A 19,115-nucleotide genomic window follows, 5' to 3' on the forward strand; every position below is an offset into this window, starting at 1 on the left:
ACCGACTCCGGCTACTTCGCGTGAAGGATAGAAATACCGCAGGCGATGGTATCTGTACAGGAGAAGCGAACATGCTTCACGACATACCAAGTCCGAACCCGCAGGTAAGAAGAGCATCTCACCGGTCGCCCTTCGACTCCGAAGACTGCCTTGCAACCGTGCAAGGGATTCCGTTTCTCGACGACACTTTCGCGGATCGCCGTCTGTTGGCAGCCGTCGCCGCAGTCCGACACGTGGAGGCCGAGCGGTCGGGCCTGGCATGCGGCGTCCTGGCCGGCGAGGCCGAGGTGTGGTTGGCGCCCTCGCGGGCGTTCATGCTCCGGGACCCACCCCCTATCCCGGCTGTTCCGCTGTCCCAGCAGCACAAGCAGCGTAAGGACGCGGCGTTGGAAACGTTGGCGTTCGCGATGCCGGCGTGGCGTCCGCTGCTGCGCCTCCCGGTGCGGGTGGCGTTGCTAGATCCCCCGACCGGAGCGATCTCCGCATCGTCGCGCGCCTGGCCTCAACATGTTCTCCTCAGCGAGGACGCCTTCGCCGATGACCGTGAGCTGTGCGAGCAGCTGCTGCACGAGATGTGCCACCAGTGGTGGTACCTGATCGAGGAGATCTGGGCGCTCAACGGCCCAGCCGCCACCTCGTCCGCGGTCCTGCCCTCCGGTACAGCTGGTCGCAGCCCGTCAGAGGTCCTCGGCGCCGCGCATGTCGCGACCGCGCTGATGCGCTGGTACCGCGTCACCGAACCCACCTCAGCCCGGATCAGCACTCTCGCCGCCTACGCGGACGGCTGCCTGGATCGCGTCGACACCCCGAACCTCACCCCCGCCGGTCGGCAGCTCGCCCATCGACTCCAGGAGGCACGATGACCACCGCCACCGCGGTGACACGAACCCAACGGCACCGCTTCCGCAGCTGGTCGACGCCGATCTACCAGGCCGACCTGCCCGGAGCCGATCACATCAATCAGATGTTGAAGCCGCTGATCCTCGACGCCGAGCAGAAGGACCCGCACGCGGCACTGTTCGGCGGCATCGACGCGATCAAAAGCTGCCAGGACATCCTGCGCTGGGGCCTCCCCGAGACCGCCTGGCTGAGCCAGCAGATCAGCCACGCGGTGACCGCCCTGACCGTCGATGTGCTAGGTGACGCCGCCGCCGAGGTCACGCAGGGAATCCTCGCCGAGGCATGGGCTGTGGTCTACCGCGGCGGAGGAAGCCTGCGACCCCACACCCACCACGACTCGGCCTGGTCCGGTGTCTACTACGTCGACGCCGGCGGGACGGACGCCGGCCATCTCCAGATGCTCGACCCCCGGCCCGCCGCCGTGGCCCGCGGCACATCCTCGGGAGCTGTCCGGACCGAGCCCCGGCCGGGGCGGATGGTCGCCTTCCCCGGCTGGTTGCCGCACTCGGTCCAGGCAACCCTGCCCGACGGAGGGCTGCGCATCGCCGTGGCCTGGAACGTCGCCTACGACAAGACCTTCGCGGCGATGTCATGACCGTCCTCGACCACACCGTCAGCCATCTGTGGGCCACCCCGGTCAGCGCCGGCCGCATCGACCTGACCGGCATCCTCCACGAACCGATCACATTCCCCGAGATCGGATCACCGTGCCAACAGCTCCCCGCCACCAGCGTCCTGGCCGACCCCGACACCTTGACCGCCGAACTGCTGACGTCGATCAACACGCTCACCGAGGCCGAGGGCATCCCACCCGTGGACACCCTCGACATCGAGGTGCAGCTGTGGCGGGCCGGCTATGACCAGCCCGCCGCCTCGCACCCCGCCGCCTACGTCGCCTGGTGCGTCCTGGCCGCGAGCGCCGCCCGGCACGCCGAGTCCGGCGCACTGACCCTGGCCGACCCCCGAGCCGGCAGCGCGCTCACCGCCATGCCCGGCCTGCCCTGGGGACGACAGATGATCATCAATCCGTCCCCGGGGGTATACCTGGCCGCGCCCGGCTGGCTCACCCACTCCGTGGTCCCCCTCGCCGACGGCCAGCACATCGTCGTCGCCATCGCATCCTCTCCCCGCTGACACCCTTCCAGGAAAGGACCGTTCCATGTCCCAGCCCAACGAGCGCGCCGCCACCAGCCTCCGACTCGAAGGCCCCGGCCTGGGCCTGGGCCTCGACCCCGCCGAGGTCGACGCCTACCTGGACCTGGCCCGCAGCGGCGTGATCATCCCCGAGACCGCCTGCGACAAGGGCATGCAGGACAACTTCGCCCTGCGCACCGAGACCACCATCACCCTGCAGCCCGCCACCGCCTGACCGCAGCCCGCCCGAAGAGGTGCCTGGGACCCGCGCACAGCGCCCGTCCCAGGCACCTCGCTGGCTGCGCGGCACATTCACAGCGTGTGAAAGGCTGCCATGTACCAGCCGTCGACCGGCCTCCTGGACATCTTCTACACCACCCTCCGCGCCGGCTGCGCCCGCCTCTCCGACGGCGGGGGACCGTTCGGCTTCGACATCACCACCGCGGTGCAGATCGACTACCTGATCGGCGCCTACGGGTGCGACGGCGTCATCGAGACTGGCTGTTTCCTCGGCGACACCACCGACTACCTCGCCCGGCTCTATCCCGCTCTGCCGATCGTCACCTGCGACGTCGTCGAGGAGCACGCCGCGTTCACCCGCACCCGGCTACGCGACCGGCCGAACACCACCGTGGTGACCGGCGACTCGGCGGCCGTGCTGGCGTCGCTCACCGGCCGGTTCGATCGTCCGCTGGTCTACCTCGACGCCCACTGGTACGACCGCTGGCCGCTGGCCGACGAACTGGCCGCGATCCCGGCCGGGATCGTCGCGGTCGACGATGTGGACCTCGACCACCCCAGGTTCGGCTACGACACCTACGGCGGCCAACCGCTCGACATCGCCCTGCTCGCCAGTCTGGTCGAGCTCGACACGCTGTATGTGGGCGATCCGTTCGCCGCCTACCCGTACCCGTGCCTCCAGGTCGCTCGCCGCTCCGGCACCGCCTACCTGCCCGTCGGCCTTGGCACCCGGCCGCTGGCCGAAGGGGGCATGTTCCGACCGGTGCCGCTGCGGCCTACACCCACGCTGCCGAGCTGGCCGGACATGCCAGTTTCCCGTTCCCAAGCCTCACAGTTCGCCTCGTAGCCACGCCTGGTACTCGGCCTCCCACGCCTGGGGGTCGACGGCCGGCACGACGAGGCTGGAGGTCCAGCGGGTCAGCAGCGCGGTGAACTCGTTCTCCGTCTGCTGGCTCACCTGGCCGTGGACGTGAAAGAACGTGATCAGTCCGCCGGCGGCCGGGTTATCGGCGTCGCAGCCGGAGCAGAGCACGAACTGGTGGTGTCCTTGCACCGGCCCGCGCGCCGTCTGAAGGATGTGCGGCACGCGGGCCGCGGCCAGCCCCTCGCCGCCGCAGCGTGGGCAGCGCGGCGGGTCGGTGGTGGAGAGCAGGACAACGTCGGGCGGTGCAGCCGCCCGACGTGGCGGGTCGGTCACGCGGTCACGGCGCGGGCGCCGAGCAGGGCCTTGAGGTCCCCGAGCAGCGAACTGCTCGTCTGCACCTGGGGTTCGAGCAGCAGCAGATGGTTGTTCTGCGGGCCTTCGAGACGCAGGTGCACCGGGGTGGTACCCGGATGGGTCGTCAGGATGACCTTGAGATCAGCGACCAGCGGCGGCGTGATCTTGTGTGAGGGCAGGGTGATGACGACCGGCGGCCCGTTCACGTGCGTCGCGACATCGACCACCGTCAGGTCCTGGGCGAACAGCGAAACCGACCCCTCCCGCTCGTTGATCCTGCCCCGCACGGAGATGACCGCGTCGGTCGCGAGCGCGTAGGAGTGGATCTCATAGGACTGGGGGAAGAACAGCACCTCGATGCTGGCGTCGAGGTCCTCGACGGTCACGATCGCCCATGCCTTGGCGGTGTTCTTGTTGATCCGCCGGTCGATCTTGCTGATGATGCCGGCGATCTGCACGGTCGTCCCGTCGCTGGCCTCGGCGAGGTCGACGATCCGGGTGTCGCGGTGGCGGTCCAGCGCCCGCTCGGCACCTTCGAGCGGATGCGAGGAGACGTACAGGCCGAGCATGTCGCGTTCCTGGGCCAGCAGTTCCTTCTTCGGCCACTCGGGGCCGGACAGGTCCAGATCGAGCCCCATCGCCGGGCTCTCCTCCTCAGCGCCGCCTCCGCCGTCGCCGAACAGGTCGAACTGGCCAACAGCTTCTTGCCGCTTCGTGATGATCACCGCGTCGATCGCGGTCTCATGCACGTTGACCAGCACACGACGGTGATGGCCCAGGGAGTCGAACGCCCCAGCCTTGATCAGCGAGTCGATGGTGCGCTTGTTGCACACCCCGATGTCGACCTTCTGGAGGAAGTCGGCGAACGACTCGTACGCACCCTTACGTTCCCGGGCCGCGACGATCAAGGCGACGACGTTCTCCCCGACGTTGCGGACGGCACCCAGACCGAAACGGATCGACTCCCCGACCGCCCCGAACCGCAGGTCCGACTCGTTCACGTCGGGGGGCAGCACCTCGATACCCATCCGGCGGGTTTCGGCCAGGTAGACCGCCATCTTGTCCTTGTCGTCACCCACCGACGTCAACAGCGCGGCCATGAACTCGGCCGGATAGTTGGCCTTGAGGTAGGCAGTCCAGAACGACACGACGCCATACCCGGCGGTATGGGACTTGTTGAACCCATAGCCGGAGAACGGGACGAGCACGTCCCACAGTGCCTGGACCGCCGCCTCGGTGTAGTCCTGCTCCTTCATCCCGGCGGAGAAGCGAGCGAACTCCTTGTCCAGGATCTCCTTCTTCTTCTTGCCCATCGCGCGGCGCAGCAGGTCGGCGCCGCCGAGGCTGTAGCCGGCCAGCTCACGGGCGATGGCCATGACCTGCTCCTGGTAGACCACCAGGTGATAGGTCTCGCCGAGGATCGGCTCCAGCGCCTCGGCGAGCTCGGGATGGATCGGATTGATCTCCTTGCGGCCGTTCTTGCGGTCGGCGTACTCGATGTGGCTGTTGGCCGCCATCGGGCCCGGCCGGTAGAGCGCGAGCACGGCGGCGATGTCGCCGAACTTCGTCGGTGCCATCAGGCGCAGCAGGTTACGCATCGGCCCGCCGTCGAGCTGGAACACCCCGAGCGTGTCCCCACGGGCCAGCAACTCGTACGCCTTGTCGTCTTCCAGCGGAAGGGTGGACAGGTCGATGTCGACGCCGCGGTTGCGCTTGACGGAGTCGATCGCGTCACCGATGACGGTGAGGTTCCGCAGGCCGAGGCAGTCCATCTTGAGCAGGCCCATCTCCTCGCACTGAGGAAACGGGAACCCGGTGATGATCGCGCCGTCGGCGTCGCGGCGATGGATCGGCAGGACATCCAGCAGCGGCTCGGCACACAGGATGACGCCGGCGGCGTGGACACCGGTGCCTCGGGTCAGTCCCTCCAACCCCCGCGCCGTGTCGATGATCTTCTTGATGTCGGCGTCGGCCTCGTAGAGGGCCCGGATCTCGCTGGCCTCGCTGTACCGCTCGTGCTTCGGGTCGAAGATCCCGACCAGGGGAATCCCCTTCCCCATCACGTCCGGCGGCATCGCCTTTGAGATCTTGTCACCGAGGGCGTAGGGGTAGCCCAGCACCCGGCACGAGTCCTTGATCGCAGCCTTGGCCTTGATGGTGCCGAAGGTGTTGATCTGAGCGACCCGGTCCTCGCCGTACTGCTCGGTGATGTAGCGGATCACCTCACCGCGCCGGCGTTCGTCGAAGTCCAGGTCGATGTCGGGCGGGCTGATCCGCTCGGGGTTGAGGAACCGCTCGAAGATCAGCGCGTGCTCGATCGGGTTCAGCTCAGTGATACCCAGGATGTAGGCGATCATCGACCCGGTCGCCGAGCCACGCCCCGGACCCAGCCCGATACCCCGATCTCTCGCGAACTGGCAGATGTCGGCGACGACAAGGAAGTAAGCCGGGAAACCCATCTTGTCGATCACGCCGACCTCGTACTCGACGCGCTCGACCACATCGGCGGGCACGCCCGCCGGGAAACGCCACGTCAGCCCGCGATCGATTTCCTTGCGTAGCCAGGAAAGCTGCGTCTCACCCTCGGGGACAGGGTAGCGCGGCATCCGGTCCACGAATTGGAAAACCTCATCGTAGGACCCGACCCGCTCGGCGATAAGCAGGGAGCTGTCGCAGGCCCCGGGGACTTCACTGTCCCACAGGCCGCGCATCTCCTCCGGCGACTTGAGATAGTAGCCAGACCCATCGAACTTGAACCGACTCGGATCGTCGAGTCTTTTACCGGTGCCCACGCACAGCAGCACCTCGTGGCTTCCCGCCTGGTCCTGGGTCACGTAGTGCGAGTCGTTCGTGGCCAGCGGACGAAGCCCCAGCTTCTTACCGATGTCGAGCAGGCCCTGGCGGACACTGCGCTCGATCGGCAGCCCGTGATCCATCAGCTCCAGGAAGAAGTTGTCCGCGCCGAACACCTCCTGGTAGGTGGCCGCAGCGGCGAGCGCCTTATCGAACTGGCCCAGACGCAGCCGGGTCTGCACCTCACCCGAGGGGCAGCCCGTGGTCGCGATGATCCCTTCCGAGTGCTGGGAGACCAACTCGTGGTCCATCCGCGGCTTGCGGTAGTAGCCCTCGATCGACGCGACGGAGGACAACCGGAACAGGTTGCGCAGACCGGCAGCGTTTTCCGCGAGCATCGTCATGTGGGTGTAGGCGCCGCCACCGGACACGTCGCCGCCCTCACCCGACGGGTCGACATCGCGTTGCGAGCGCTCACCCCACAGAACCGGCCGCTTGTGGTGGCGCGACTCGGGCGCCAGGTACGCCTCAATCCCAATGATCGGCTTGACGCCAGCAGACTTTGCGCCCTGGTAGAATTCGTAGGCGCCGAACATATTGCCGTGATCGGTCATCCCGACGGCTGGCATTCCCAGCTTCGCCGCTTCCTTGAAAAGCAGGCCCGTCTTTGCCGCGCCGTCCAGCATCGAATACTCGGTGTGCACGTGGAGATGAACAAAAGAATCCGCCGGCATCCCAATCCTCTCGCCCACAACGACCCGCTGGTCGGAGTCTAGCCCCGACACGGAGAGCCACCAGCAAGCCACGCGGGACAACGGCCCCAAAGTGCGTTGATCCTCCAAAGACAATTCGTTGAGATCAATTGCGCTTTCGCCTGATCTCCCGAGAACGCAACGACCCGATCGCCTGGGCTCTCCGTCGTGACCAACCACGCACGGCGGAAGTATGCCTGCCCTCAGTAGGTGAACCTCGGCGCGCCGGCTGCCCGATGTGGGTCAGCGCCGCGAACGGCTACCCTCCGCGCTCCGGCGAAGCAGGCGTTGACACACGACCGACCCTGCTTCCTCTGTCCCACAGCCAGGCTCAGGATTGATGATCAGCGACCCAGGACCGGACTACCGACTCTGGCGGACGACCGGCCCTCCGGTTACTGTCCGATCACCCCGCGCCGGCAGGCCGGGGGCCCGCAGGACACCTGTCAACCTGCCAGGCCGACGCCCCCGCGTGTGCGGGACGACCGGGCGCTCCTCCCCGACGCCTTGGGCGACGAGGGAAGATCCCGCGCGGGATCCGCAACCGGCGCGCCACAACGTTGCGCGTTCGTCTTCCTGGCGCTGGCGAGCGGTACGTCTGGCGTACCGGGAGGCGACGCTCTGGACATGATCGGCCGTGTTCTCCGGCGGGGTCAGCGCTGGGCGAGCTGGGCCAGATCGAGGTAGAAGTCGTCGATGGAGTGGACGGTGTGGAGGAAGGCGTCGAGGTCCTGCGGCTTGCAGACGTAAGCGTTGGCGTGGAGCTGGTAACTGGCCGTCACGTCGTCGGGTGCGTTGGAGGTTGTCAGGACCACCACCGGGATACTGCGCAGCACCGGGTCGGCTTTGAGCACGCCGAGGGTTTCACAGCCGTCCATCCGCGGCATGTTCAGGTCCATGATGATCAGGTCGGGTCGGCGGTGGGCGGGGTCGCGGAGGTACTCCAGCGCCTCGACGCCGTCGCTGACGGTGTGGAGGGTCTGGCCGAACCCGCGGGCGAGGAACGCCTCGGACACGAGCATGGCGTCGCCGGGGTCGCCTTCGGCGAGGAGCACATCGTAGGGACGGCTCAGGCGCGCGGCATCGATCATCAGCAAGGTCTCCGTCGTGGCCTGTGCGCCCCTACGATTCCCCGAACGCAGGCACATCGTCGCATAGCCACCCCGTCCCCCACGGGGCCGTAACCCCGTGGGGGGATGGGAGACGCGCCTCACTTCGAGGCAACGTAGGGGGGTGCGGCGAGCGGGACAAACCGGTCGCGATGACCGCCTGTGAAGACCCGGCAGCCACCGAATCATTCCGGATGCGGAGATCGGCTCTCATCCTGAACCCGCACCCGCGATCTGCCCGGCGAACCAACAGGCGTTGGTGTGGAGCCCTGTGCGCACCACAGTGGTCACGCCAGGCTGGTGCTCAGTGAGCTTTGTCGAACGCTTCGACGATGTTCGACGCGATACGACCCCGGTCGCTCACCGTGTAACCGTTGCTGCGCGCCCACTCGCGAATGTCGGCGGTGCGGTCGGATCCCGCCGAACGCGGCGAGGCGGCGCGCATGCCGCGCCGTCCGCTTGCGGCCCGGCCACCGGAACGGCGACCCGCCGCAACGAACGAGGCCAGAGACCCGCGCAGCTTCGTGGCGTTCGCCTCGGACAGGTCGATCTCGTACTGCACACCGTCTAGTCCGAACCGGACGGTTTCGTCGGCCGTCTCTCCACTGAGATCATCGATCAGTGAAATGATGGTCTTCTGTGCCATGAGAATTCCCCTTGCATACCTGCGGCCCGCGTATCCGCGATTTCCTACCGAGCGTATCGTGTGATCGCCTGGGCGGGCCTGTCGCATCCGTCGGAATCGGCTCATCACAACCAGAAGCTTCTGAGATGGGAGTCCCGCATCCGGCTCATGGGGCATCTTTGGGCGGCTCATGAGGCTGGAAGGGGCCCGAAGGTAAGACAGCCGCCAGCCCAATAGACTGGCATCGCCAGCGGGACGGCGCCGATCGAGGCCGCTGACTGGGTGAACCCTTCGCGGGAGGGACTCTGGTCGCCGCACGAATGACAGCGGTCTCTTGAGATTAGTCGGTTTCGGTGACGGTCATGGCGATGGGGAAGTGATCGGAGTAGCCGGTCTCGTCCACAGGCGCGCCCATGCCGCCGAAGGGGCGGGGCCGTGGGTAGTCGCCGGTGTGGACGAGTTCGGGGAAGTGGAGGATCTGCACGCTGTCGGGGTTGGCGTGCAGGGGGCTGGTGGGGTGGGCCATGGTGGCGTTGATGAGGAACTGGTCGAGCAGGTTTGGTTCGTTCTGGAAGTAGAACGTGCCTTCGGGGGTGCCGGCGGCGGGCCACATCAGGTTCCAGAACCGTGGTGTGTCCGCGTTGATCACTCGGACGGCCTGTCGGGTCGACAGGGCGTGGGCGACGAGGGAGGTGTCGAACGGTTCGTCGTTGAAGTCACCCATCGCCAGTGCCGGGGTGTCCTGGCCGTGTTCCTCGCGGACACGCTGGTGGAAGTAGGCCAGGGTCTCTCCGGCGATGGCCCGGTAGCCGGCGGACTCGTACTGCCCCCCGGAGCGCGACGGCCAGTGGTTCCCGAACACCGCCCACGTCCGCCCGGTGCGGGTCTGGAAGTTGACCTGGACGATTTCGCGGGTGGCGTTGCGGCGCATCACCACGTGGAAGAACACCTGCCCCGCCGTGGCGGTCAGCAGCGCAGGGTCGTAGAGGAACGCGACGTCGATCCCGCGGGCATCATCGGTGTCGGCGTGCACGATCTCGTAGCGGCGGCCATCCAGCCGGTCGGCGACCGCGGCGGCGAGGAGCTCGAGGACGAACCGGTTCTCCACCTCGCACACCCCGAGCAGATCCGGGCCCACACCGCCGTTCATCTGCGCGATCACCGACGCCAGCTGGGAGACCTTGCGGTCCCGCAGCTGCGGCGTCCAGCCGGCGAGGTCGTCGCCGAGGGTGCGGGTGAGTTTCTCGGTCCGGTGGGGTGAGTTCTCTTCGTCGAAGAGGTTCTCCAGGTTCCACCAGGCGAGGTAGTAGGTCGACGGCATCGGACCCCCCAGTCCACACATGCCCCAACGGCACGATCACCCTACCGTCCGCGTCGAGCCCGTTCGCTGGAGTTTCCGACCCGCGGAAACGCCGCCATGTATGTCACCGGTTTTCCCCAGGATCGCGTTCATCGTCATCCGATGATCAGCCCAGCGGCCCCTGCGCCGGCTCGGTCGCCATCAGGGGCAGGCAGAAGAGCTACGCCAAGATCGATTGTTGTGCGGGAAGGTGTACCCGACCTCATAGTGGCGGAAAGTCATTATTTTCTCGCGCGGATCTTGGGGGACATGGCGGTTAGCTGGGCGGGGTGAACGTGGGGGTGGTGTCGTCGGAGCCGCGCCACAGGTAGGCGGTCAGCTGCTGTCCGTAGGTCCGTTCCTGTTGGGGGTTGCTGGGGAGCGGCCAGCGGAGCTGCTGGTAGAGGACGGTGCGGTGCTGGTCGTAGGCGGCTTCGATCAGGTCTCCGAAGACCTGCGCCCGGCGTGGGATGACCATGGTGACGGTGGTGAGAGTGACGGTGAGTCCGACCAGGATGGCCAGGGGGGTGAAGGGGGTGAACGCGCAGAACAGCACTCCCCATATCGCTGTGGTGACAGCGCTGTCGAGGCTTCTGCGGGCGGCGAGCAGGTCTTGGCGGAGGGTGTCGGGGAGCGCGGGCCAGAGCCTGGGCCACAGGGCGACCGTGTCGAGGCCGTACTTGTCCGATGGGCGGCGTTCGGCGGCGCGCAGGATGTTGCCGATCGGGGTGGGGAGGAAGTAGCCGGCTGCGGAGGGTCGGCGGCGGCGGCGACGTTCCAGCCGGGTGTAGGTGGCGATGTCGTCGTCGGTGGGGATGGCGGGAGGCTGCACGAGCTCGTGGGCGGCTTGCCAGGCCGCTGCTTCGGTGGCGGCCCGTGCGGCGAGCCAGCCGATGAGGCGGCGGCGTAGCGGACTGGCCCATGATGGCCAGTAGCCTTCCAGTAGCCGCAGGACCGGGGTTGCGGCGCCGGCAATGACGATGCCGGAGGCGGCGACGGCGAGTAGGACGGTCCCGATGGCCGCGAGCTGGATGGCGGTGGTTTGGCGGTCCAGCCACTGGGTCTGCGTGGTCAGGGTGTGTAGCCCGCCGCGGTGGTAGCTCCAGGTGGCCAGTCCCCCCAGCCAGAACACCAGCGCCGGAACGGACACGGCGGCCCATCGGTCGGCGAACTTGCCGCCGACCGCCTCCCAGAACGCGGTGAGCACGTCAGGTACGTATCAGCGCGACGTGGTGGGTCCTGCAGACCGGGATCGGGGTGCCGACGTCGGGTCGGTACCACACATAGTCGCCGCGAGGACAGGCGTAACGGACCGCAGCAATCGGCCCGGGATCCCCTGCGGGGGAGGCTGTACCTCCTGTTTGGCGATGGAGGTAATGGGGCTGCTGATAGGGCGGTCGGTAGTCCGGTGCGTCTTCCAGCACCTCGGCGAGGAACCAGGCTGTGTCCTCATGACTGTCGAGGAGGTCCCGTAGCCGTCGGGCGGCCGCTGGCAGCTCAGGTGTGTCGGCGAGCTGGTGGGCGATCTCGTGGTCAAGGCTCGCGGCGGTTGCGGGGGCGACGAGGCGTTGGAGGTAGGGGCGGATGGCCCGCGCAGCTTCAAGTACCCCGTCGTCTCCCGTACTCATCGGCTTCCCCTTGGTGTTCGTACGATGCTGATCATTGTGTGTCGGGCGCGTTGGCGGCCGGTCAGGCGCCGGCGTGGATGTGCGATGCCCATACCGACGGGGTGTCCGTCCACCGATTGCGCAGCCGGCGGGTCGCGGTGTGGACCGCACCGGCCACATCCCCGCCGTCAGTGAGGGCGGTGTAGATGTCGGCGGCGATCGCGACCGCGTGCACATCGCCGATCGGCCACAGCGTACCGATCACGTGCCGGTAGCCGGCGAGTTGGAACGCGGAGGTCAGGTGGATCGCCTCGTCGGTCAGCCGGCCACCCGGACGGGCTGTTTCGCAGGCAGACAGGAATGCCAGCTCGGCGCCGTCCAGACGTAGCCGGGCGACGTCGACCACGGTTAATGTCCGCTGCTGATGGTCAGCCAGAAGGAGATGGCTGGCGGACGGGTCGGCCGGGTCGGCCGCGCCGTGGCAGGCGAAATGCGCCCACCGCGCACCCGGCAACGCCGCAAGCACCGCCCCCCGGGTGGCCGCAGGCCCGGTCAGCACGCTGACCTGGCCGGGAAGGCGCCGCTGCAACCCGGCGACCTCGGCTGCCGCCCCTGGTAGGTCGGACTCGCCGGGGGTGTGGGGCATCGCCACCGCGACCACGCGACCCCCGGCAGGCATGCCCTCATCATCACGGCCGCTGGTGCTGTGTGGGTTGCCGCGCCGAGCGTGGGTCAACGCCCGGACGGTCGGGGTGTAGGAGGACACCACCCGGTCGATCACGGTGGCGGGGGCGGCGTCGTAGCGGGTGTCATGACGGCCGGCGGCGTGCAACGGCAGGAACGACAGCAACCCCGACACACACCACCACACGCGCGGCCACGGCGCATCCTTCTCGGGCGGGGCGATGATCCCCAGGCGGCCGAGGACCGGACTGGCGACCGCGTCCCACAGCCAGCCCAACATGTCCGTGATCCACTGTTCCGCCGCGAGCCGGCTGCTGGCACGAGCAAACGGTGAGGACACCTCGTCGAGCGCGATAAGGAAACCGAGTACCCACTCGTACACCGCCTCCGGCGTGAGCGCGGTAAGCGGCACCGGTTCCAGAACACCGCCACTGGTCAGGATCAGGGCGTGCGAGCCGAAACGGGAAACATTGACGATGACAACCGGGCCGCCTGTGGCCGCCGCTGTGAGCTCACGCGCCTGAGGCGGCTGGAGGAAACCGTTGAACCCGGGCAGCTCCCGGATCTCGGCGACTGCCCGGTCGAACGCTGTGGCGGCCCGCCGCCGCCGCGCCGCCTCCAGAGCCAGGTCGGCCCGAGTATGAAGGGCGGGCCCATCAGCACCTGTCATTGTCAGTGGTCGGCTCCGGTTACCAGCGCTGTCGAGTTCGTCGCGTCGGGCGGCGAACCGACCGGCCAGATCGGGGTGCAACTCGGTGAGTGCGCTCAGGTCGGTGCGGCTGTCCAACGCCTGACCCAGCAGTACCCCGCGGCCCTGTTCGAACAGCTCCACCGCACGGTGTGTCAGCCCGGCGTGCACACAGCACGCCGCCGCATCCGACCCCAGACCGCCCAGATCGTCGAGCAGATGTTCCTGGTCGCCGCGGGCGAGACTGCGCGGCGCGACCCGGCCCAGCAGCGTGATTGCCGCCGTGAAACCGTCCACGGCCTCCAGCCACCGCCCGCTCGCCGCGGCGACGCGCCCCCAGTTGCGTGCGGCCGCTGCCCGTACCCGAGGCGACGCCACCTCCACCGATGCCGCCTCCCGGCCGGCGGCGACAGCTTCGTCGAGGTCCGCCTGCTCTCCGAAGCGCTCGAACCGAAGCTGAAGGGCGTTACCGAGGTTAGACAGGGTAGTAGCGAGGCTGGCGTGGTCGGGTGGTGTGGCGGCCACTGCCTGCCGGCCGGTGTCGACCGCCTCGTCGAGGTCCGCCTGCTCCCCAAGTCGCTCGAACCGGATCCGCAGGGCGAGACCGAGGTTGGAGAGGTTTAGGGCGAGGCCGGCGTGGTCGGGTGGTGTGGCGGCCACCGCCTGCCGGCCGGCATCGACCGCTGCGTCCAGGTCCGCCGGCTCCCCAGAGTGGCTGTACTGGGTCCCCAAGGCGGCGCTGAGGTTGGAGAGCATCGCGGCCCGGTCAGGGTGATCGGGTGCGGTGGCGGCCACTGCCTGCTGGCTGGTGTCGACCGCCTCGTCGAGGTCCGCCTGGTTTTCAAATCGCTCGAACCGGGTCCGCAGGACGTAACCGAGGTTCGACACCATCCCGGGCTGGTCGGGGTCGTCGGGTGGTGTGGCGGCCACTGCCTGCCGGCTGGCGTCGACCGCCTCGTCGAGGTCCGTCTGGTCCCCAAGCCGCTCGAACCGGGTCTGCAGGACGATGCTGAGGTGCGACACCCTCGCAGCCCGGTCGGGGTCGTCGGGTGGGGTGGCGGCCACGGCCTGCCGGCTGGCGTCGACTGCTGCGTCCAGGTCCGCCTGGTCCCCGGAGAGCTCGAACCGGGTCCGCAGGACGAAACCGAGGTTCGACACCCTCTCGGCCCGGTCGGGGTCGTCGGGTGGGGTGGCGGCCACGGCCTGCCGGCTGGCGTCGACTGCTGCGTCCAGGTCCGCCTGGTCCCCGGAGAGCTCGAACCGGGTCCGCAGAACGATGCTGAGGTTCGACACCATCGCAGCCCGGTCGGGGTGGCCGGCAGGAGCGCCGGCCACGGCCTGCCGGCCGGCGTCGACCGCTGCGTCCAGGTCCGCCTGGTCCCCGGTGCTGCCGAACCGGGTCACTAACGCGGTACTGAGGCTGGACAGCATCGCGGCCAGATTGGGGTGGTCGGGCGCGGTGGCGGCCACCGCCTGCCGGAGCAACCCGACGGATGTGTCCAGTACGGCACGGTCACCGGACCGCAGCGTCTCCTCCAGAAGCCGGATACCACGGCTCGCCAACGCCTGCGAGTCGCCGACAGAGGTGAGCGGACCTCTGCCGAAGCGGGTGCGGACCCGGGGGGGCACGGCGCCAGGATGCGCCTGATACACCGGAACGAACAAAGCCAGCGCCGCGGCAAGGTCCTGCTCGCCGTCGCCGTCGCCGTCGCCGCGGTCGAGGACGAGGACGAGGTAACGGAACCAGTGCAGCCACCCGGCCGCATGGGCGACCTGAAGGTCGGCGGTCGGGTCCGGAACCGACTCCAGCAGGGCCGTTACCTCGGCGACCGCCTCGGCAGCCAGAACTATGGCCGGATTCCGGTCACCGTCGAACTGCCTCACCCGTGCCCGCACCTTCGCGAGCAGGCGCCTCCGTTTCAGCATCCGCATTCCGCGGCCCCCCGGCGCCAACGTGCTCATCACCATCGACGACGCGCCTCCGCTCACGCGGAAGACGCGATACGTACTGCGGTGTCACCATACGTTTCTGCGGTCACTGACCTGAGGTACGGGAGGTGCATCCGACTTGCTTGGGCGGGGGCGTACGGCGCGGGCAGCGGCGGCCCAGCGATGTGCCTCCTCGAGGCCGTACGCCTTATCGGTGCGGAGCTGAGGTGACGGGTGTTGTCAGCTCGCATCGGCGGCCTCGGACTCGTCGTCTTCTCGATTTCGGTGACCATCTTGTGCAGGCCGGTGGGGACCTCGTGGTTCATTCCCGCGACCCGGGTCTGGCATCTGCGCGCGGACACGTCGATCAGCGTGAGCGTGCGGTCCGGCGCCAGCGCTACGCCACCGAGCTCATGGACGCGGAGTCCCGTGAGCGGATCGGCGTCCTGCCCAGCCGCAAGGTCGACTGCCTCGAGTTGGAGAAGGTCCTCGCCTGCTGGTGTCGACGAGGGGCGCAGCGCGCTGGCGATCCGGTCGAGGGAGGGCCGCCGACACCGACCAACGTGGTGTCATCCTTTGGTTACTTTCATCACGAATCCGGGGGTGTGAGATCGTGGGGGCGTGGTTACGGGGGCGGATGTACCGAGTGCGGTGCGTGCGGGTCATGAGGATGAGGTCGACTTCTTCGTGTCGTACACGAGGAGCGATGAGCAGTGGGCGGAGTGGATCGCCTGGCAGTTGGAGGACGCCGGCTACCGGGTGCTAGTGCAGGTGTGGGATTTCAGGGCGGGGTCGCATTTTGTGCGGGAGATGCACCGGGCGGCGATGGGTGCGGCGCGCACAGTGGCGGTCGTGTCGGGGGCGTACCTGACCTCGGCGTATGGGGAGGCGGAATGGCAAGCCGCGTGGGCGGCGGACCCGTCGGGGGATGAGCGCAAGCTGGTGCCGGTGCGGGTGGAGGACTGTCCCCGGCTGGGTCTGCTGGGCCAAGTGGTCGGAGTGGATCTGTTCGGGGTGGATCAGCCGACTGCTCGGGAACGGCTGTTGGAGGCGGTCGTGGGGCAGCGGGGAAAGCCGTCGGGGCCGCCGGAGTTTCCCCGTGACCGATGTAGCGGTGAGGCGCCGATGTATCCCGGGCTATCGGCGGGATTGGCGGGGGTGTGGCAGCCGGGCCTGTCGCCATTTCCTGGGCTGGCTGCCTTCGACGCGACCCGGGCGCGGGTGTTCAAGGGTCGTGATGAGGACATCCGGCTGGTAACGGACAGGCTGTACGCCGCGCAGGGTGCAGGGGTGTTGGCGATCGTGGGTCCGTCGGGGTGTGGGAAGTCGTCGTTGGTGGCTGCCGGGGTCGCCCCGCGGTTGGCCGCTGCCCCGGACTGGCTGGTGCTACGACCGATCACCCCGGGTCGGTGGCCGCTGTCCGCCTTGGCTGGGGCGCTGGCTGCTGCCGGCGTCCAGCACGGCCTGGGCTGGGAGCGGACCCATCTCGCCGTGCGTCTGGCGACTGGTGAGGGGGCAGCGCAGCTCGTCGAGGAGCTGCTGGCGGCCGCCGGGGCCCCGGCTCGCCACCTACTCCTGGTCATCGATCAGGCGGAGGAGTTGCTCGTCCGCGCAAGTCCGGCTAGCCAGGGGGAGTTCTTCACCGTGCTGGCCGCACTGACCGGCGGGCCTGTGCAGGCTGTGGCCACGTTGCGTTCGGAGTATCTCGACCCGTTCATCGAGGCAGCGGGGTCGGTGGGGTTACCGGTGCGTGCGGAGGCACTTAACCCGCTGTCGCGGGACCTGCTTCCTCTTGTGATCCGGGAGCCGGCTAGGTTGGCCGGGCTTATTGTGGACGACGAGTTGGTGGCACGCATGGTCACCGACACCAGCGACGGGCAGGCGCTCCCGCTGCTCGCTTACACCCTCCAACGGCTGCACCGTGCAGCTCACGAGATCGGTACCCGGGGGCTGTCCGCGGCGCTGTACACCACCATCCACGGGGTCCGTGGCGCCTTGGTCGACCAAGCCGACACGGCCCTCACCGCTGCCACTACCACCACCGGCCGCGAGGACACGCAGGTCCTGGCTGCCTTGCTGAGTCTGGTGACGGTCGATGACGACGGCCGGCCGGTACGCCGCCGGTTGCCCCTCGACCAGCTTCCCAACCTGGTCAGGGGCATGCTCACCCCGTTCGTTGCCCACCGGCTACTTACAGTGGCCCGAGATCCCGCGGGCGGGCCCGTCACCGTGGAATTGACCCACGAACGGCTCCTGACCGCCTGGCCACCGCTGGCCCAGGCGGTGCAGGAGCGGGTCGGGGCGCTCGCCGAGGCCCGGCGCGTCGAACACGCTGCGACCGAATGGGACAGCCACAACTACGACGACGGCTATCTGTGGCCCTCCCCCCGCATCGACACCGCGATGCACATCCTTGGCGCCACGATCGCCGACCAGCCGACGGACTGGTGGGGGGACCACCCACCAGCGGCCGAAGGGTATAGCGCGGGCGGGGGAGTGCTGGTCGACGCGCGGGGCCAGCGGTTCCTCGCCGCCTCCGCCCACCACGCCCGCCAGCGGGCACGACACGAACGCCGGCAGCGACGCATCATCCGGACCACGATGGCGGCCCTCACCGTCATCGTCGTGGTCGCACCCACAGTTCTCTTCCTCTACCAGAGCGCCGCGGCCGACCGCGCACGCCAGGAAGCTGCTGTGCTCGACCTGCTCACCCGTGCCCGCGCTGTACGTGACGGGAACGTGCCGCAGGCGCTGCGGTTCGCTCTCGCCGCCCGCATGGTCGCTCCCGACGCCGCCGGGCGCATCAGTGCGGAATCGACCCTGCTGAACCTACTCACCACCCCCCATCGACTCGGCGACCCGCTGACCGGCCACACCAGCTCGGTGTACTCGGTGGCGTTTTCGCCGGATGGACGGATCCTCGCCACGGGCGCGGACGATCAGACGGTGCGGCTGTGGGATATGGCCGACCCCGCCCACCCGGCACCTCTCGGTGAACCTCTGGCCAACCACACCGATGCGGTGACCTCGGTGGCGTTTTCGCCGGATGGACGGATCCTCGCCACGGGCGTAGACGATCATACGGTGCGGCTCTGGAGCGTGGCCGATCCCGCTCACCCGGCTCCGCTGGGTAGCCCGCTGACCGGCTACACCGGCGCGGTGTTTTCGGTGGCGTTTTCGCCGGATGGACGGATCCTCGCCACGGGCGCGGACGATCATACGGTGCGGCTCTGGAGCGTGGCCGATCCCGCTCACCCGGCTCCGCTGGGTAGCCCGCTGACCGGCTACACCGGCGCGGTGTTTTCGGTGGCGTTTTCGCCGGATGGACGGACTCTCGCCACGGGCGCGGACGATCAGATGGTGCGGCTGTGGGATATGGCCGACCCCGCCCACCCAGTACCCCACGGGGAACCCCTGCCCAATTACACCGGCGCGGTGACCTCCGTCGCGTTCTCGCCGGATGGGCTCACCCTCGCCACCGGCGTGGACAAGCAGACCATGCAGGCGGAAGGGACGCTGCAGCTGTGGGGTCATGAAGGGACGGTGCAGCTGTGGGATGTGGCCGATCCGACTCGTCCTGCCCCGCTGGGTAACCCGCTGACCGGCCACACCGATGCGGTGCGGTCGGTGGCGTTCTCGTCGGATGGACGGACTCTCGCCACCGGCGCGGACGATCAGAGTGTACGGCTGTGGGATGTGGCCGATCCGGCTCGTCCTGCCCCGCTGGGTAGCCCGCTGACCGGCCACACCGGCCCGGTGACCTCGGTGGCGTTCTCGCCGGATGGACGGACCCTCGCCACGGGCGCGGACGATCAGACAGTGCGGCTCTGGAGCGCGGCCGACCCTGCCCAACCTCCCCCGCTGGGTAACCCGCTGACCGGCTACCGCCTCCCGGTGTTTTCGGTGGCGTTCTCACCGGATGGACGGACCCTCGCCACCGGCGCAGATACGGTGCGGCTGTGGGATGTGGCCGATCCGGCTCGTCCTGCCCCGCTGGGTAGCCCGCTGACCGGCTACACCGGCGCGGTGCTCTCGGTGGCGTTCTCGCCGGATGGACGGACCCTCGCCACCGGCGCGGACGATCAGAGTGTACGAC

The 19,115-nt window shown here is 68.6% G+C and carries 14 protein-coding genes; 6 read left to right on the forward strand and 8 right to left on the reverse strand.

The window, feature by feature from the left end:
* Positions 1-206 precede the first annotated feature (206 nt).
* The 5 genes from E0504_RS22880 to E0504_RS22900 all read left to right on the forward strand — a co-directional run bounded on the left by E0504_RS22880 (position 207) and on the right by E0504_RS22900 (position 3,121).
* Positions 207-863, forward strand: coding sequence for an HEXXH motif-containing putative peptide modification protein (locus E0504_RS22880; RefSeq protein ID WP_131625864.1), 657 nt, complete (start codon positions 207-209; stop codon positions 861-863).
* Positions 860-1,495 (forward strand): TIGR02466 family protein, encoded by a 636-nt coding sequence (locus E0504_RS22885; RefSeq protein ID WP_131625865.1) that lies wholly within the window; start codon positions 860-862, stop codon positions 1,493-1,495. The genes E0504_RS22880 and E0504_RS22885 overlap by 4 nt, the downstream gene beginning before the upstream one ends.
* Positions 1,492-2,034 carry a hypothetical protein gene (locus tag E0504_RS22890; protein ID WP_131625866.1) on the forward strand — a complete coding sequence of 181 codons (543 nt, stop codon included), beginning with the start codon at positions 1,492-1,494 and terminating at the stop codon, positions 2,032-2,034. Before E0504_RS22885 ends, E0504_RS22890 begins: the two co-directional genes overlap by 4 nt.
* A gap of 25 nt (positions 2,035-2,059) precedes the next feature.
* Positions 2,060-2,269 (forward strand): hypothetical protein, encoded by a 210-nt coding sequence (locus tag E0504_RS22895; protein WP_131625867.1) that lies wholly within the window; start codon positions 2,060-2,062, stop codon positions 2,267-2,269.
* A 99-nt stretch (positions 2,270-2,368) separates the two neighbouring features.
* Positions 2,369-3,121: a hypothetical protein gene (locus tag E0504_RS22900; RefSeq protein ID WP_131625868.1), complete on the forward strand. Its 753-nt coding sequence runs from the start codon at positions 2,369-2,371 to the stop codon at positions 3,119-3,121.
* Here the strand turns inward: E0504_RS22900 and E0504_RS22905 are convergent.
* The 8 genes from E0504_RS22905 to E0504_RS22940 form a co-directional block, all read right to left on the reverse strand.
* A complete protein-coding gene (locus E0504_RS22905) occupies positions 3,104-3,472 on the reverse strand; it encodes a DUF6300 family protein (protein WP_131625869.1) in 369 nt (122 codons plus the stop codon). The genes E0504_RS22900 and E0504_RS22905 overlap by 18 nt on opposite strands.
* Entirely contained in the window at positions 3,469-7,020 is a 3,552-nt protein-coding gene (gene dnaE / locus E0504_RS22910) for a DNA polymerase III subunit alpha (RefSeq protein ID WP_131625870.1), read from the reverse strand. The genes E0504_RS22905 and dnaE overlap by 4 nt, the downstream gene beginning before the upstream one ends.
* Positions 7,021-7,691: 671 nt before the next feature.
* Positions 7,692-8,126 carry a response regulator gene (locus E0504_RS22915; protein ID WP_373693926.1) on the reverse strand — a complete coding sequence of 145 codons (435 nt, stop codon included), beginning with the start codon at positions 8,124-8,126 and terminating at the stop codon, positions 7,692-7,694.
* A gap of 325 nt (positions 8,127-8,451) precedes the next feature.
* Positions 8,452-8,793 (reverse strand): Lsr2 family protein, encoded by a 342-nt coding sequence (locus tag E0504_RS22920; RefSeq protein WP_131625872.1) that lies wholly within the window; start codon positions 8,791-8,793, stop codon positions 8,452-8,454.
* Between the two features lie 319 nt (positions 8,794-9,112).
* Positions 9,113-10,093: an endonuclease/exonuclease/phosphatase family protein gene (locus tag E0504_RS22925; protein ID WP_131625873.1), complete on the reverse strand. Its 981-nt coding sequence runs from the start codon at positions 10,091-10,093 to the stop codon at positions 9,113-9,115.
* A gap of 295 nt (positions 10,094-10,388) precedes the next feature.
* A complete protein-coding gene (locus E0504_RS22930) occupies positions 10,389-11,318 on the reverse strand; it encodes a hypothetical protein (protein WP_131625874.1) in 930 nt (309 codons plus the stop codon).
* A gap of 1 nt (position 11,319) precedes the next feature.
* Entirely contained in the window at positions 11,320-11,739 is a 420-nt protein-coding gene (locus tag E0504_RS22935; RefSeq protein WP_131625875.1) for a hypothetical protein, read from the reverse strand.
* 61 nt (positions 11,740-11,800) lie between these two features.
* Positions 11,801-14,974 (reverse strand): CHAT domain-containing protein, encoded by a 3,174-nt coding sequence (locus E0504_RS22940; RefSeq protein WP_243657592.1) that lies wholly within the window; start codon positions 14,972-14,974, stop codon positions 11,801-11,803.
* A gap of 696 nt (positions 14,975-15,670) precedes the next feature.
* Here E0504_RS22940 and E0504_RS52205 point away from each other — a divergent pair.
* The coding region (locus tag E0504_RS52205; RefSeq protein ID WP_165938586.1) for a TIR domain-containing protein at positions 15,671-19,115 on the forward strand (3,445 nt) is incomplete at its 3' end.

Source organism: Parafrankia sp. BMG5.11 (assembly GCF_004337455.1).